13 protein-coding genes are annotated in these 14,870 nt (G+C 71.3%); 6 read left to right on the top strand and 7 right to left on the bottom strand.

Annotation, left to right across the window (positions count from 1 at the left end):
- Positions 1-120 precede the first annotated feature (120 nt).
- Positions 121-1,173 carry a M48 family metalloprotease gene (locus BLT27_RS04450; protein WP_089731837.1) on the top strand — a complete coding sequence of 351 codons (1,053 nt, stop codon included), beginning with the start codon at positions 121-123 and terminating at the stop codon, positions 1,171-1,173.
- 19 nt (positions 1,174-1,192) lie between these two features.
- Here the strand turns inward: BLT27_RS04450 and BLT27_RS04455 are convergent, their stop codons facing one another.
- The 3 genes from BLT27_RS04455 to hutH all read right to left on the bottom strand — a co-directional run bounded on the left by BLT27_RS04455 (position 1,193) and on the right by hutH (position 6,227).
- Positions 1,193-1,969 carry an SDR family NAD(P)-dependent oxidoreductase gene (locus BLT27_RS04455; RefSeq protein ID WP_089731838.1) on the bottom strand — a complete coding sequence of 259 codons (777 nt, stop codon included), beginning with the start codon at positions 1,967-1,969 and terminating at the stop codon, positions 1,193-1,195.
- A gap of 271 nt (positions 1,970-2,240) precedes the next feature.
- The gene (locus tag BLT27_RS04460; RefSeq protein ID WP_089731839.1) at positions 2,241-4,385 is read right to left on the bottom strand and encodes an NERD domain-containing protein; all 2,145 of its coding nucleotides are present in this window, start codon (positions 4,383-4,385) and stop codon (positions 2,241-2,243) included.
- A 273-nt stretch (positions 4,386-4,658) separates the two neighbouring features.
- Positions 4,659-6,227: a histidine ammonia-lyase gene (gene hutH, locus BLT27_RS04465; protein ID WP_089731840.1), complete on the bottom strand. Its 1,569-nt coding sequence runs from the start codon at positions 6,225-6,227 to the stop codon at positions 4,659-4,661.
- A gap of 218 nt (positions 6,228-6,445) precedes the next feature.
- Between hutH and BLT27_RS04470 the strand changes: the two genes are divergently transcribed.
- Positions 6,446-6,895, top strand: a complete 450-nt coding sequence (locus tag BLT27_RS04470; protein ID WP_089731841.1) for a universal stress protein — start codon at positions 6,446-6,448, stop codon at positions 6,893-6,895.
- 11 nt (positions 6,896-6,906) lie between these two features.
- On the opposite strand, the gene BLT27_RS04475 is transcribed toward BLT27_RS04470, so the two are convergent.
- A complete protein-coding gene (locus BLT27_RS04475; RefSeq protein WP_089731842.1) occupies positions 6,907-7,473 on the bottom strand; it encodes a DUF8054 domain-containing protein in 567 nt (188 codons plus the stop codon).
- Between the two features lie 86 nt (positions 7,474-7,559).
- Here BLT27_RS04475 and BLT27_RS04480 point away from each other — a divergent pair, with 86 nt between their 5' ends.
- Together BLT27_RS04480 and BLT27_RS04485 are read left to right on the top strand one after the other, a co-directional pair.
- Positions 7,560-8,681 carry a Gfo/Idh/MocA family protein gene (locus BLT27_RS04480; protein WP_089731843.1) on the top strand — a complete coding sequence of 374 codons (1,122 nt, stop codon included), beginning with the start codon at positions 7,560-7,562 and terminating at the stop codon, positions 8,679-8,681.
- Positions 8,678-9,760: a M24 family metallopeptidase gene (locus BLT27_RS04485; protein WP_089731844.1), complete on the top strand. Its 1,083-nt coding sequence runs from the start codon at positions 8,678-8,680 to the stop codon at positions 9,758-9,760. The genes BLT27_RS04480 and BLT27_RS04485 overlap by 4 nt, the downstream gene beginning before the upstream one ends.
- Here BLT27_RS04485 and BLT27_RS04490 read toward each other — a convergent pair.
- Positions 9,752-10,711 (bottom strand): carbohydrate kinase family protein, encoded by a 960-nt coding sequence (locus BLT27_RS04490; RefSeq protein ID WP_089731845.1) that lies wholly within the window; start codon positions 10,709-10,711, stop codon positions 9,752-9,754. The genes BLT27_RS04485 and BLT27_RS04490 overlap by 9 nt on opposite strands.
- Before the next feature lie 128 nt (positions 10,712-10,839).
- Here BLT27_RS04490 and BLT27_RS04495 point away from each other — a divergent pair, with 128 nt between their 5' ends.
- Positions 10,840-11,874, top strand: coding sequence for a YihY/virulence factor BrkB family protein (locus tag BLT27_RS04495; protein WP_089731846.1), 1,035 nt, complete (start codon positions 10,840-10,842; stop codon positions 11,872-11,874).
- 24 nt (positions 11,875-11,898) lie between these two features.
- Here the strand turns inward: BLT27_RS04495 and BLT27_RS04500 are convergent, their stop codons facing one another.
- On the bottom strand, positions 11,899-12,177 hold the full coding sequence (locus BLT27_RS04500) for a DUF8152 family protein (protein ID WP_089731847.1): 279 nt from the start codon (positions 12,175-12,177) through the stop codon (positions 11,899-11,901).
- Between the two features lie 131 nt (positions 12,178-12,308).
- Between BLT27_RS04500 and BLT27_RS04505 the strand changes: the two genes are divergently transcribed.
- Positions 12,309-13,493 carry an MFS transporter gene (locus BLT27_RS04505; protein ID WP_089731848.1) on the top strand — a complete coding sequence of 395 codons (1,185 nt, stop codon included), beginning with the start codon at positions 12,309-12,311 and terminating at the stop codon, positions 13,491-13,493.
- Between the two features lie 175 nt (positions 13,494-13,668).
- Here the strand turns inward: BLT27_RS04505 and hutI are convergent, their stop codons facing one another.
- The gene (hutI, locus tag BLT27_RS04510; protein ID WP_089732007.1) at positions 13,669-14,823 is read right to left on the bottom strand and encodes an imidazolonepropionase; all 1,155 of its coding nucleotides are present in this window, start codon (positions 14,821-14,823) and stop codon (positions 13,669-13,671) included.
- Positions 14,824-14,870 lie beyond the last annotated feature (47 nt).

A 14,870-nucleotide genomic window follows, 5' to 3' on the forward strand; every position in this document is an offset into this window, starting at 1 on the left:
TGTCTAAGCGTTTAAATATATTGCTATTCAATCGTCGGGCGGGGTGGTGAAATAAGGGTGATGGGCCACCTCACATCAATCCACGAATATTTTTGTTTCTTCAGAAACGAGCCGCTACTAATGGAACGCGACACCGCCCTCACGTGGCGCATCCTCCTCTGCCTCCTGACGATACTGGTCGTCGACGTGGTCCTCGTCGCAGCCGCCGCCTACCTGGTCGGGCCCTGGGTCGCGCCGCTCCAGGTCGCAGTCGCGGACGCCGTCGGGCTCTCCGGGACCTCTCCCCTCGTATGGGGTGGCGTCGTCGTCCTCCCGGTCGCGCTCGCGTTCGGCTGGGCACAGCTCCAGTACAGCCGGCGAGAGCTGCTCGACGAGGTCGATGCTCCACTCGAGTCCGGTGGGACGTACCCGGCGGTGCAGGGCCGGCTCCAGCGCCTCGCCGTCGGCGCGGACATGGCCACGCCGTCGCTCGCCGTCGCGCAGACCGACGTCCCCAACAGCTTCGCCGTCGGCGGCGTCACCGACGGCACGGTCGTGGTGAGCACCGGCCTGCTCGACGCGCTCGACGAGGACGAACTCGACGCCGTGCTCGCCCACGAGCTCACACACCTCCGGAACCGCGACGCGCTCGTGCTCACGCTCGCCTCGTTCGTCCCCGCGCTCATCAGCGACGACTTCAGTCCGTTCGGCTCCCGCGCGACGAGCACCGCGGTCTGGACCGGGCTGGTCGTGGTCGCCTACGTCCTGAGCGCGCCGTTCATCGACGCCACCCCGTTCACCCTCGGCTACACCGTCTCGTTCGTGTTCACGCTGCTGGTCACCGTCGTCCTCGGCGGGGTCTTCCTCGGTATCGCGGGTGCCGTCGTCCTCGGCCTGAGCCAGCACCTCTCGACGTACCGCGAGTACGTCGCCGACCGGTCGGGGGCCGTCCTCGCCGGCCAGCCGACCGCCATGGCGACCGCGCTCAGGAAGCTCGACCAGTCGGTCGAGACCCCGACCGCCGACAAGCGACGCGAGTACGCGGGCGTCGCCGGCCTCTGTTTCCTCCCCCACGGCTTCTCGACCGACGACGAGCCCGTCGACGAGGGCGAGTTCACGGTGGAGACGCGTTCGCACCCCGCGACCGAGCAGCGTATCGAACGCCTCCAGCAGCTCGAGCGCAAGCAGTTCTGAGAACGGTCCGGGCGCGGTCCTACGTCGACAGCAGGTCCGCACCGCCCGTGATACCGATGACCTGACCGGTCACGTAGCGTGCCTGCTCGCTGGCGAGGTAGCAGACCATCGGCGCCACGTCGTCCTCGCGACCCAGCTCCTCCATCGGCGTCGCCTGGCGGACGCGCTCGAAGGACGGCTGGAACTGCTCCAGCGTCTCCGGGTCCATCTCCGCCAGCTCCTTGACGACGATGCTCGGCGCGAGCACGTTCGAGGTGACGCCGTCCGTCGCGCCCTCCAGCGCGAGCGTCTTCCCGAAGCCGACCAGGCCCGACTTGGTCGTCGAGTACGACAGCTGGCCGAAGCTCCCGTGGGTGCCCGCGATGGACGCCATCGTGATGACACGCCCCCAGCCCCGCTCGCGCATCTCGGGGAATATCTCCTTCGTGATGTTGTACGCCCCGGTGAGGTTCAGCTCGACGTCGCGGTCCCAGAGCTCGTCGTCGAAGTCGCCGACGCGCGAGACGGCGTCGACGAACCCGGCGTTGTTCACGAGGATGTCGACGCCACCGGTCGCCTCCCGTACCTCGCCGACGGTCTCGCGCACGTCCTCGCGGTCCGTCAGGTCGCAGGTGACCGCCATCGCGTCGCCGCCGTCCTCCTCGATCTCTTCGACGACGCGCTCCGCGCCGTCCGTGTCCACGTCGAGGACGGCGACCTCGGCCCCCTCCGCTGCGAGATGCCGTGCGTCCTCGCTGCCGAGGCGGCCAGCGCCGCCCGTCACCAGTGCTGTCCTGTCGTCGAGTCCGAGGTCCATGGGCGCGGAAACGGACCCGGGATTGTTAGTTGTTCGCATCGGTCGCTCGCTGTTCCGGTACTGGGCGTTCCACCGCTTTCTGCTGCTGTCGTGAGGAGCAGAACGTCGAACGGCCCGATAAGCCGTGCTGAAGTGTGAGTACTTCCTGGGCTCAACAGCCAGGCCGTCACTGCTGGCTCGGCTCGCGGGCCCCGCTCCGTCCGAGGTCGTCGAGCCAGCCACGCGCCGGCCGGTTTGGTAGTCAGCGCCGAGACGGCAGGAGGGCAGACCGTCAGAACGCGTCGAGCGTCGCGTCGACCATCGTCCGCTGGAGGTCCGCGGGCTCGGGTGCGGGGAAGGTGACGACGGGCGGCCGCCCGGTCGCACCGGCGACTGCCTCGTCGAGTTCGTCGAACAGTTGGCCGGTCGGGACGTCGTCGCGGTCGACGCCCGTGATGGTACACCACGCCTTCGTCCGGGTGAGCGCGACGAACGCCTCGTTCCGCCGCTGGACCACGTCGGACCGTCGGCCGGCGTCGGCGACGGTGTCGAGGCCGACGACGTACACCTGCGCGGCCTGGTTCCCCTTCGCACGGTTGACCCGGGAGACGGTGACCGCGCCCTCGCGGTCGAACACGTCCGGGTCGCTCTCCCAGACGAGGTTGGGGTCGACGCTCCGGCGGCGGAGGCGATCGGCGAGCGACTCGCCCCAATCCCGCGAGCGGTGGACGGGGCCGAGGACGACGACGGCGATGCGTTCCGGCGCGAGCCCGTGGCGGCTCACGTCGCGCTCGACCGCGTCGGCGACGGCGTCGAGCTCCGCGCCGCGGTCGGCGAACGTCTCCGTGACGACGAACGGCCGCGCGGCGTCGACACCGGAGAGCGGGTGCGGGGAGTGCTCGGGTGGCCGTCGCAGGGTGACGGGGGAGCCGTACTGTCTGAAGTCACCGTCGACCTCGTACCCGATGTCCTCCCAGCCCGACTGCGTGGTTAGCGCCTGGACCGCGCCGTCGTCGCGGAGCAGGCCCATCCCGAACACGTGCGCGAGCACGAGCACCGGGCGGGGCGTGCGGTACGCCGTCCGCATCACCTGGCTCTTCTGCACCCCGCCCTCGTAACTGCCCTGCAGGTCCACCCGTGGCGTGCCGTCGGCCTCAGTGCCGAAGACGTCCGTCGGCCGGGGTGCGGACAGCGTCTGGAGGCTCTGTGCCTCGTCGTAGGCCCAGACGAGTCGCTTCGGCGGTCGAAGTGCGGCGTGGCAGAGCCGGAAGAACGGCGGCTCGAAGTCCTGCGCCTCGTCGACCAGGATGGCGTCGTACCGTTCCGGAATCCGGTCGGCGTCGAGCACCTCCGCACAGCACTGCGCGAGCAGGTCGCCGTCGTCCCGATCGAACGTCGAGCGCGCGTCGCCGAACGTCCGCGGTTCGACGCCGGCGGCCTGTGCGACCTCGTAGTAGAGCCCGCGACGGGTGCGGCCACCCCAGCCGTGGAGCACCTCGAGACGGTCCCAGTCCGGCTCGGTGCCGGCGTAGTGCTCGTGGTACCGGCGGATGGTCTCGATGACCGTCGGGTACAGCGAGCGCGTCTGGAACGTCACGACGACCCGCCAGTCCGGGTGCCGGGCGTGCATCTGGGCCGCCTTCTGGGCGAGCAGCACCGACTTGCCCGAGCCGGCGATGCCCCGTATCTGCTGTGGTCCGTCGGGAATCTGCAGCCCGACCTCCTCCTGCTTGCCGTCGAGCCGTTTCAGGCCGCCCGCGACGTGCTCGTACAGCTCGGCCTTCGTGCCGGCCGCCTCCGGCGAGGGGCCGTCGCCGGCCGCGGGACGCGACTCGCCGCTGATCGGCTGTCCACCGCTCACCACCGCCCGTGCCGCCTCGTACGTCGCCGCGTCGAGCGGCTCGCCGGCGGTTCCGTCGAGTGCCTCGCGCAGCGAGCCGGGCGTCAACTCGTCGGCCGTCAGTACCGGCGGGGCCGACGGCAACGAGCCGAACCGGTCGTCCCAGGCGTCGCGTTCGACGTTCGGGAGCGCGACGAAGAAGTTGGCGGGCACGGTCGGGTTCCCGCGGTCGTCGGTCAGCGCGGGCTCGTCGTCGAGGTGGTTCAGGAGCCGGAAGCCGTGGTCGCGGGCCTGCGTGTACGGCGTCGCCGTCGACTGGCGGGTCCCCTGGAGCCGCCACTGGTCGCCCTCGATTGCGGCGACGTGGCCGAGCCGGTAGCCCTTGCACTCGACGACGACCAGCCCGAACTCCTCGTGCAGCAGGACGAAGTCGGCCTCCCGGTCGAACGCGTCCCGGTCGGGGGAGACGATGGGATACCGCCAGTAGGCGACACCGCGGTCGCCGGGTCCGAACGCCCGCGTGACCGCCCGCCAGACCGTTCGCTCGGCGTCGGCGCCGGCGTGGTCACCGCCCTCGCCGGACGCGATGAACTCCATGCCGGCGACTGGTCCCGGCCCGGCTATAAGCGTGTCGGGGGGCGCGCCGTCGGGCACTCGTTCGGTCCCCCCGCGGAACTGTAACCTCGCGATGGGGAACGAGAAACGATAATTGCGTGGTAACGAGTTGTAGAAAATTTAAGTACCGGTCGTTTATACGCGTAGCTGCGACGTGGCGTGCAGAGTCGGCAGCGGTTCATCACCCAACTCCCCCATCCCCCTCTGGTGTCCCGGTGAACCGATGGCGACGCCGTCCGCGTCCATCCGTGCCTCCTACTCCAGCGCCGCCGAGAGCGACTCGGAGACGGCGTCCTCGAGCAGTCCCGAACTGACCAGCGCCGCGACCCGGTCCATCTCGGGCGCGAGTTCGCGGTCGTCGTCGAGCGGGTCGACCAGTTCCCGGACCGCGTCGTAGGCCGCCGCCGTCCCAGCACCGGGTGCGAGGCCGTCGTCCACGAACTCCATGGCCTGCGCGCCACAGAGGAGCTCGACGCCGGCCACGGCCGTCGCGTTGTCGACGGCGGTGCGAGCGTGGTGGGCCGCCTGCGCCGACATGCTCACGTGGTCCTCCTGGCCGCCGGAGACGGGCGTGTTGTCGGTCGCTGCGCGGCCGAGCGACCGGGACTCGTTGACGAGCGAGGCCGCTGTGTACTGGGCGATCATGTAGCCCGAGCGCAGGCCGCTCTCGGCGGTGAGGAACGGCGGGAGGTGTGACTCCTGCAGGTTGGGGTTGACGAGCCGGTCGACGCGGCGCTCGCAGATTGCCGCGAGGTCGGTCATCGCCGCGGTCAGGTAGTCGAGTCGGTGCGCCAGCGGCGCGCCGTGGAAGTTCCCACCCGAGAGCACCGCGGCGGCGTCGGTGCCGGAGGCGCGGGCGTGGGTCGCGTCGGCGTCGAAGACGAGCGGATTGTCGGTCGCGCTGTTCAGTTCGACCTCGACCGCCTCGCGCAGGTGCGAGACGGCGTCGCGGACCGCGCCGTGGACCTGCGGGAGACAGCGGATGCTGTAGGCGTCCTGCACGCGGTCGCAGTTCCGGTGGGACTCGACGATCTCCGAGTCGTCACAGCAGCGCCGGACGTTCCGGGCGCTCGCCGCCTGGCCCTCGTGTGGCCGGACATCGTGGATGACCGGGGCGCTGCTGGCCGTGGTCCCCATCGTCACCTCGGTGGTGAGCGCGCCGGCCACGTCGGCCGCGCTGACCACGCGCTCGGCATCGACGACCACGAGTGCGGCCTTCCCGACGGTGAGCTGGGTGCCGTTGATGAGCGCGAGCCCCTCCTTGGCCGCGAGCGAGAGCGGTTCGAGGCCCACGGCCGCGAGCGCCTCGTCGCCGGCCAGCCGTTCGCCGTCGTGCTCCGCCTCCCCCTCGCCGATGAGCACGAGCGCCATGTGTGCCAGCGGTGCGAGGTCGCCGCTCGCACCGAGACTCCCGCGCGAGCGGACGACGGGGTGGACGCCCTCGTTCAGCATCGTCACGAGGTGGTCGACGACCCGTTCGCGGATGCCCGAGTGGCCCTTCACGAGCGCGTTGACCCGGGTTACCAGCATCGCTCGGACCTCCTCGGTCGTGCACTCGCGGCCGGAGCCGGCCGCGTGGCTCCGAAGCAGGTTCGTCTGGAGGTCGGCGACGCGCTCGGGCGGGATGCGCTCGTTGACGAGCTCCCCGAAGCCCGTGTTGAGGCCGTACACCGCCTCGTCGGAGTCGAGCACGTCCTCGACGCGTTCGCGTGCGGTCCGCACTCGCTCGCGGGCATCGTCCGCGACCGCGACGGGCTCCCGCTCGCGGACGACCGCGACGACGTCCGCCGGCGTCAGCGTCTCGCCGTCGAGGATGACTGTCACGGCCGACCACCTCTCCTCGGTTCGCGCTCTCGCTGTTCGTGCATAGGGTTCTCAACGACCGCCAGACCGAAGGGACCTACACCAGCTATAGGAGGCCAATTCAAGTGCCGCCGTCCGAGCCCGGTCGACGGACACCGTGCGACACTGTGGGGATTTTCATACGGAACCGAGTAAACGAGCCCGCGATTTTATGCCTGGTCGGGTTGTACGCCGGGGAAATGGCACTCCAAACTGTACTGCTCGCGGTCGGTCGCGGGGACAAGGACCGGGTCGACGCACTGGCGGAGACGGTGACCGACATCGCCGGGCCGGCGGGTGCGACCGTCGTGCTCGCGCACGTCTTCGGCGACGACGAGTACGCCGACGTGCGCGAGAAGCTCGACATCGCCCCCACCGCCGAGGTCACCGCCGACGACGTGGCGGAGCGGTACTCGACGGTGCGGGAGATACGGTCGACCCTCGACGAGGCAGGTCTCGACGTCGTCGTCAGGGGTGGCGTCGGCGACTACGGCGAACGCGTCGTCGAACTCGCGGAGGAGGAGTCGGCCGACCTCGTCGTCGTCGGGGGACGGAGCCGTTCCCCGACGGGGAAGGCGGTGTTCGGGTCGACTGCACAGTCGGTCATGCTGTCCGCGCCGTGTCCCGTGACCCTCGTCCGCGGCGAGTGAGCCGGCCGCGGTCAGGACCGGGCGAGTTCCGCCCGGCAGTCAGGACACTTGCGGACCGTGCTCCCGCCGTCGACATCGGGCTCCTCGACCAGCGTCGCTTCGCAGTCAGGACACTCGTCGAGGTGCTGCCTGAGGAGCGGCAGACAGGCCAGCCGGGCGGGCGGTGCGACGTCCGACCCGGCGAGCGTGTTGACCGCCGCCACGTCGGCAATCGCCGCAGCCCGGGACAGTTCGAGCGTCCCACCGTCCCAGCCGTCCGTGACGACGAGCGTCGGCCGACCGTCGCGGTCCTCGACCCCGACCGTCGCGTCCGGCCGGACACCCCGGATGCCGTCTGCGATCTGTTCCGGCGTCGCGTCGCGGAACGGAGCCATCGAGTCGAGCCAGCGGTCCCCGAACTCGTCGACGAGCACGTGGCCGTCGCCGACGGGTCGTAACACCTCGGCGTCGACGAGCGTCTCGGTCGGGCTGTCGTCCTCGGCCACCGTTCCCAGGATGGCCTCGGGCCCCGTCCTGACCCCGGTGCTCGCCAGGCCCAGTCGGACGGCCAGCCGTCGGACGGAGTCGCGGAGAGTCACGTTCGAAACTGGTCGGTCGGCGCGCGTAAACCTGTCGTCGTCGGGCCGGGCGAAGGCTTTACCCGGCGTCGGTCGTCGCCCCGGGTATGGACGACCCACTCTCCGTCGGTTTCCTCGGCTACCGGTTCATGGGGAAGGCCCACGCCAACGCCCTCGCTCGCCTGCCGATGTTCTTCCCGGACGCGCCGTCGGTCGAACGCGACGTGCTCGTCGGGACCGACGAGGACGCCCTCGCCGAGGCGAAAGAGCGCCTGGGCTTTGCCCGCACCGCGACGGACTGGCGCGACGTGGTCGACGACGTGGACGTGTTCTACAACCTCGGCCCGAACTTCCTGCACGTCGAGCCGTCGGTCGCCGCGCTCGAAGCCGGCACCCACGTCCTCTGCGAGAAGCCCCTCGCGCCGACGACCGAGGGTGCCGAGCGAATGGTCCAGGCGGCGCGAGACAGCGACGCCACGGCCGGCTGTGCGTTCAACTACCGGTTCGTGCCGGCGCTGCAGTACGCGAAGAACCTCGTCGAGGCCGGCGAGCTGGGCGAGATACACCAGTTCCGCGGGTGGTACCTGCAGGACTGGCTCGTCGACCCCGACGCCCCCTGGAGCTGGCGGAACGACGCCGAGCTCGCCGGCTCCGGCGCGCTGGGCGACCTCGGCGCGCACACCGTCGACCTGGCGAACTTCCTCGTCGGCGAGCGGACCGGCCCCATCGAGCGCGTGAGCGGCCACCTGCGGACGTTCGTCGACGAGCGACCGGACCCCGAGACGGGCGAACCGAAACCGGTCACCGTCGACGACGCCTACAGCGCGCAGGCCGAGTTCGCGAGCGGCGCGATGGGCACCTTCGAGGCCTCGCGGTTCGCCACCGGCCACAGGAACGACCACCACGTCGCCGTCCACGGCTCGAAGGGGAGCCTGCGCTTCTCGCTGGAGCGGCTGAACGAACTGGAGGTGCTCCGCGAGGGCGACCGCGGCTACGAGACGGTGCTCGTCACCGACGCGGACGACCCGTACGTCGACCACTGGTGGCCGCCGGGCCACGTCGTCGGTTGGGAGCACACGTTCGTCCACGAGAACGCCGAGTTCCTGCGAAGCGTCGCCTCGGGAACACAGTACGAGCCGGACTTCGAGGACGCGATGGCCGTCCAGCGCGTGCTCGACGCCATCGCCGAGAGCGACGAGACCGGAGCCTGGGTGAGCGTCGACGGATGACGGTGGACGCGAAGCTGGCACGGCTCGACGACCTCCTGGCGGAGCGGGGCCTCGCCTCCGTCTGGTTCGCCCGCCCCACCAGCTTCGTCTGGCTCACCGGCGGGGACAACGCGGTCGACCGTGCCGCCGATGTCGGCGTCGCTGCGGTGGGATACGACGGGACCGGCCTCCGCGTCGTCACGAACGACATCGAGGCCGACCGGCTGGCGGACGAGGAACTCGACGGCGTGCCCGTCGAGGCGTACCCGTGGCACGCGAGCGACCTCGCATCGGCCGTCGCCGAGCGGGCCTCGACCCCCGGAGCCGCCGACTTCGACGTGCCGGGGTTCGCGGATGTCGAGGCCACCGGCCTGCGACAGCCGGTGACCGACGACGACGTGGAGCGGTACCGCGAGCTGGGCGACGACGTGGCGGCGGCCGTCGAGACCATCTGTCGCGATTGCACTCGTTCCGACACCGAGCGAGCTGTCGCGTCCCGGCTCCGTGCCGAACTGACCGCGCGTGGTATCGACTCGCCGGTCGTCCTCGTCGGCGGCGAACGCCGCGCGGGGGCGTACCGTCACTACACGCCCACCGACGCCAGCCTCGACGGCTACGCGCTCGTCTCGGTGACGGCGACGCGGGGCGGCCTCGCGGCGAGCTGTACCCGGACCGTCGCGTTCGACGAGCCCGAGTGGCTGGCCGAGCGTCACGCGGCCGCCGCCAGGGTCGAGACGACGGCACTCGCCGCGACGCGGGCGGTCGGCCGCGACGGCGGCACCGCCGGCGACGTGTTCGACGCCATCGTCGACGCATACGACGCCGTCGGCGTCCCCGACGAGTGGCGCAACCACCACCAGGGCGGGGCCGCCGGCTTCGCCGGACGGGAGTGGATAGCGACGCCCGAGAGCGACGCGGTGGTCCACCTGCCCCAGGGCTACGCCTGGAACCCGACCGTCCGCGGCGCGAAGAGCGAGGACACCGTCCTCGTCACCGCGGACGGCTTCGAGGTGCTGACGAAGACCGGTGACTGGCCGACACGGAACCACGACGCCGTCGGCCACGAGGTCAGCCTGTCACGGCCGGCCCCGTTACGCTGAGTCCTGCATCGCCACCACAGCCTCGTGTGACGGGAGCGCGGCCATCGCCCCCCTGGCGGTGGTCGCCACGGCCGCCACCGCGTTCGCGTACGAGAGGACTGACTCGAGAGAGTCGTCGCCGGCGGTCGCCCGGGCGACGGCACCCGCGAAGAACGCGTCGCCGGCACCCGTCGTGTCCACCACGTCGACGTCGTACCCGCCGTGCTCGACCGTCGCCGGCCCCCAGGGCGCGTCGGCTGTCGCGTCGGCGAGCGCGCCGTCACCGCCCAGGGTGACGAGGACGGTGTGGGGTCCGCGCCCGGTCGCGGCCGTCGAGAACTCTCGTGGCGAGTCTCCCGCGAGGTCGAGCGCGCGGAGCTCCCGCTCGGTCGCTTTCAGCACGTCCACGTGGGCGAGCGCGCCGCCGACCACGTCGCCGAAATCGTCGGCGGGCCACAGCTCGGGGCGGTAGTTGGGGTCGAACCACGTCTCCTCACCGGCCGCCCGGGCGCGTTCGAGGAGGTCCCGCATCGCGGCCCGGGAGCGACCCGTCGCGAGCGGCACGCCACCGCAGACGACCCGGTCCACGGCCGCGAGGGTGTCGTCGGGGACGGTCCCGGGCTCGAACCGGGTGTCGGCGATCCCGTCACGGTAGAAGGTGAACGCCCGGTCGCCCGATTCGTCGTGGGTGACGAACGCGAGCGTCGTCTTCGCCCCGGAGTCACGCTCGACGAACCGGCCTGGGACGCCCTCGTCGGCGAGTGTGTCGGCGAGGAACGCCCCGAACTGGTCGGCACCGACGCGGGTCCAGAACAGCGGCGTGTGTCCGAGCCGGGCGAGCCCGACGGCGACGTTCGCGGGCGCGCCGCCCGGCCGGCGGTCGAACGTCTCCACCGTGGATAGCGGGCCCGGACGCGTCGGCAGGAAGTCGACGAGCGTCTCGCCCGCGACGAGAACGTGGTGGTCCGTCATGGAGTCGGATTCTCGGGCGGCGCACCTAAACGCCCGTCTCGTGACGGCGTTCGCGTGTCCGTGGTCGCGTCCACCCCAGGCCTGCCAGGCACCGGAGCTATATCCCCCCGGCCGGCCTTCGTCACCCCATGCGAGTCAGTCGCCGCCGTGTCCGCGAGATAGTCACGGCCGTCGTCCACGAGATCAGGGCCGAGAAGCTGACGTTCATGGCCGGCTCCATCGCCTACCACGCGTTCATCTCGATCCTGCCGCTGCTCCTGCTCGTCCTGACCCTCGTCCAGCAGCTGCGGAACGTCGCACTGGAGGACTCCGTGGTGTCGGTGATGCAGGCCGTCCTCACCGAGCAGTCGAGCGACATCATCCAGCAGGGCCTCGCCGACGCCGACGCGTCGGTCTCGCTGCTCGGGGTCGCGTTCCTCGTCTGGGGGACGCTCCGTATCTTCCGCGGGCTCGACACCGCCTTCTCGGACATCTACGAGACCGAACGCGAGAACACGTTCGCCGACCAGCTCGGCGACGGGCTGCTCCTGCTCGTCACCGTCGCGGTGGCCATCCTGCTCGCGAGCGCCGTCGGGAGCCTCGTCACGGTGCGGGGGGACGGGGGCCTCGCACTGGTACTCCGTGGCATCGCGACCGCCGCCGGGCTGTTCATCGTGCTCTACCCGATGTACTACGTCTTCCCCGACTCGGACGTCTCCCTCGTCGAGGTGGTCCCCGGGACCGCGCTCGCGTCGGTCGGTATCACCGTCGCACAGGTGGTCTTCACCGCGTTCAAGTCGGGCGGGAGCGGCGCGAACCTCGTCGCGAGCATCCTCGTCCTGCTGACCTGGCTCTACGTCGTCGGCCTGCTCATCCTGGTCGGCGCGGCGGTCAACGCCGTGCTCTCGAACCGCTCGCGCGACGTCGACATCGACCCGGTGTTCGGCGGCGTCGCCCGGGACCGGACCGACCGCGTGACCGACGCCGGCCGCGACGAGCTGCTGGCCGACCTGGAGGCGCTCGCGACCAGCCTCGAAGCCGAGGGCGCGACCCTGGTGGTGAGCGTGGACGGCGAGACCGTCTCCGTCGAGGCGCCCGAATCGGCCGTCGTCGACGAGGAGGACGGGCTGTTGGGCGTCGGCGGCTCGGTCGGGCTGGAGCTGCGCTGGTGGCCGGAGGACTGACGCCAATCTCCGCCCGCGCTCGGTTCAGTCCTCGTGCTGTTCGATGGCGGTCTGGGTCAGCGTCTTCGCCCGTTCGACCAGCTCGTCGGCCTCGGCGGAGCCGGTGCCCTCGACGTTCGAGAGCAGGTGTTCGACGTGGCCCAGGCGCTCGCGGACGACCTCGCCCGGCAGGTCCGCCGCCGCGAGGTCCCCGGCGACGGCCTCGGCCTCCCCGAGCCAGCGGTTGGCCACGCGGTCGACGGGGTACGACTCGGTCTCACGCAGCGCCGCGGCGAGTTCGGCGAGTGGGTCGTCGTCGCTCATGGCCCCCCGTACGGTCCGACGGGAGTTGAACGCAGCGCCGTTGCCCGCGTCCACCGGTGACACGGTGCGCGCTCACCGGCGACCGCGGCCGCTTCCAAAACCGGCTTTCCCGACGACCCGCTACTGCCGCCGTGAACTGGCGGTACGCGTACACCGCACTCGTCGCCTGCACGCTGGCGTTCGCCGCGACGATGGTCGCCCGACTGGCCATCAGCCCGGTGCTCCCGCTGGTCGTCGACGACTTCGGCGTCTCCTACGGCATCCTCGGGCTCGCACTCTCCGGCATGTGGGCGGCGTACGCGCTGACGCAGTTCCCCTCGGGCGTGCTCGGCGACCGGTACGGCGAGCGCCGGGTCGTCCTCGCAGCCGTCGGCTCGACCGGCGTCACCGCCGCCCTGCTCGCACTCTCGCCGACGGTCCCCGTGTTCATCGTCGGCGCGGTGCTCCTCGGTGCCGGTGCCGGGCTGCACTACTCGGTCGCGACGACGTTCCTCGCCAAGCAGTTCGACGACGTGGGTCGGGCCATCGGCGTCCACGTCGCCGGCGGGCCGATGGCCGGGCTGGTGGTCCCGCCCGTCGCCGCGCTCGTCGGTGCCCAGTTCGGCTGGCGCTGGGCCATCGCGCTCGGCGTCGTGACCGCCGTCCCCGTCTTCGCGCTGTTCGCCACCCAGGTCCGGCCGACCGAGCCGCTCAGGCCCGACCAGCCGATGCGCGAGCGGTTCGCACTGGAACCTCTCGTCGAGCTGCTCTCGCGGCCGCCCATCGCGTACACGACGCTGCTGGCGTTCCTCGGTGCGTTCACCTGGCAGGCGACGGCGTCGTTCCTCCCGTCGTTCCTCGACGAGGCCGGGAAGCTGTCGACGACGCAGGCGAGCCTGCTGTTCTCGCTGTACTTCCTCGTCCACGGCGCGACCCAGCCGCTGACGGGGTCGCTCTCGGACCGCGTGGGGCGCGACACGACGGCGATGCTGACGATGGGTGCCGGCATCGTCGGCTACTCGCTGCTCGTGGTCGGCGCGAGCCGGGGGGCCGGCATCGCCACGTTCGCCGTCGCGTCCGTGCTCGTCGGCCTCTCGATGTCGTGGGGCGCACCCATCCAGTCCCGGTTCATCGACCTGCTCGGGGCCGAGGAACGCGGGGTCGGCTTCGGGCTCGTCCGGACCGCGTACATGCTGCTCGGCGCGACCGGCAGCGTCGTCGTCGGCGGCGTCTCCGATGTCACGACGTGGCTGACCGCGTTCTCGCTGCTGGCGGTCGTGATGGCCCTGGGCCTGCTGACGCTGCTCGCGAACCGGACGCTCCGGCTGGGGCTGTGAGTTCGACCACCGGGGTGCGATGGCCTCCGACCGTCGGCCCGGCGCGCGCCTGGTGAGTGGCTGGGGCGTGAGGTGCGGTGCTGTGCGGGGCGGGAGGTCGGGCCGGTTCCAGTCCTGCTCCCGGCGATGTACGCATTCGAGCCGCCACGCCACCTGCAAAACGAGAAGCCGAGCACTAGCCGTGCACGCGGTCGCCGTCCTTCCAGACCGTCTCGACGACGTTGACGCCGTACTGGTACGGCACGTGGACGAACGACGGCGCGTCGAGCACGACGAGGTCGGCCGGTGCGCCCTCCCGAAGCGTCCCGTGCCGTGCCGGGAGGTCCAGCGCCTCGGCGGCGTTGTGCGTGCTCGCCAGGAGCGCCTCGGCGGGGGTCATCCCCATGCCGACGCAGGCGAGCGACTGGGCGAACCCCATGCTGTGGCTGTGGCAGTTCGGGTTGAAGTCCGTCGCGATGGCGACCGGGGCGTCGCGGTCGAGCATCATCCCGGCGTCGGCGTACTCCGCGCCGAGGCCGAACGCGGTGCCGGGGAGCAAGACGGGCACGACGCCGGCGTCGACCAGCGCGTCGACGTCCGCCTCGGTCGAGTGCAGGAGGTGGTCCGCGCTGGTCGCGCCGACCTCCGCGGCGAGCTGGGTGCCGCCGATGTGGGCCAGCTCCTCGGCGTGGACCTTCGGCGTGAGCCCGTGGGCCATCCCGGTCTCCAGCACCCGCCGGGACTGTGCGACGGAGAACACGTCCTCCTCGCAGAACACGTCGCAGAAGGTCGCGATGCCCTGCTCGGCGACCGCGGGGAGCTGCTCCTCGACCACCTCGTCGACGTAGTCGTCGGTGTCCATCCCCTGCGGGACCGCGTGGGCGCCCATGAACGTCGGCACGACATCGACCGGGTGCTGGTCGTCCGCGCGGTCGATGGCCCGGAGCATCCGGAGCTCCGTCCCGGTGTCGAGCCCGTAGCCGGACTTCACCTCGACCGTCGTGGTGCCGTGCTCGAGCATCACGTCGAGCTGGGACAGGAGGTTCGCGAGCAGCGTGTCCTCGTCGGCGGTCCGGACGGCGTCGACGGTCCGGAGGATGCCGCCACCCTGCGCGAGTATCTCCTGGTAGCTCTTCCCCCGGAGCTTGGCCTCGAACTCGTCGGAGCGGTCGCCCGCGAACAGCGCGTGGGTGTGGGGGTCGACGAAGCCCGGGAGGACGGCCCGCCCGGCGGCGTCGTAGGCCGCGTCGGCCGCCGATGGCGGGTGCTCCTCGGTCACGTCGTCGGTGTCGCCGACCGAGACGACGGTGCCGTCCTCGACCGCGACCGCCGCGTTCTCGATGGTCTCCATCGGTTCGTCCGTGCCGGGGCCGACCGCCAGCTCCGCGATGTCGTAGA

It is taken from the genome of Haloarchaeobius iranensis (assembly GCF_900103505.1).
GTDB classification, from domain to species: domain Archaea; phylum Halobacteriota; class Halobacteria; order Halobacteriales; family Natrialbaceae; genus Haloarchaeobius; species Haloarchaeobius iranensis.

Bases quoted from the DNA above. Each gene is read 5' to 3' on its own strand.
- BLT27_RS04495 (WP_089731846.1), top strand. From the start codon at position 10,840: ATGCGAGTCAGTCGCCGCCGTGTCCGCGAGATAGTCACGGCCGTCGTC.
- BLT27_RS04500 (WP_089731847.1), bottom strand. From the start codon at position 12,177: ATGAGCGACGACGACCCACTCGCCGAACTCGCCGCGGCGCTGCGTGAG.
- hutI (WP_089732007.1), bottom strand. From the start codon at position 14,823: ATGGAGACCATCGAGAACGCGGCGGTCGCGGTCGAGGACGGCACCGTC.
- BLT27_RS04460 (WP_089731839.1), bottom strand. From the start codon at position 4,385: ATGGAGTTCATCGCGTCCGGCGAGGGCGGTGACCACGCCGGCGCCGAC.
- BLT27_RS04470 (WP_089731841.1), top strand. From the start codon at position 6,446: ATGGCACTCCAAACTGTACTGCTCGCGGTCGGTCGCGGGGACAAGGAC.
- BLT27_RS04490 (WP_089731845.1), bottom strand. From the start codon at position 10,711: ATGACGGACCACCACGTTCTCGTCGCGGGCGAGACGCTCGTCGACTTC.
- BLT27_RS04480 (WP_089731843.1), top strand. From the start codon at position 7,560: ATGGACGACCCACTCTCCGTCGGTTTCCTCGGCTACCGGTTCATGGGG.
- BLT27_RS04455 (WP_089731838.1), bottom strand. From the start codon at position 1,969: ATGGACCTCGGACTCGACGACAGGACAGCACTGGTGACGGGCGGCGCT.
- BLT27_RS04485 (WP_089731844.1), top strand. From the start codon at position 8,678: ATGACGGTGGACGCGAAGCTGGCACGGCTCGACGACCTCCTGGCGGAG.
- BLT27_RS04450 (WP_089731837.1), top strand. From the start codon at position 121: ATGGAACGCGACACCGCCCTCACGTGGCGCATCCTCCTCTGCCTCCTG.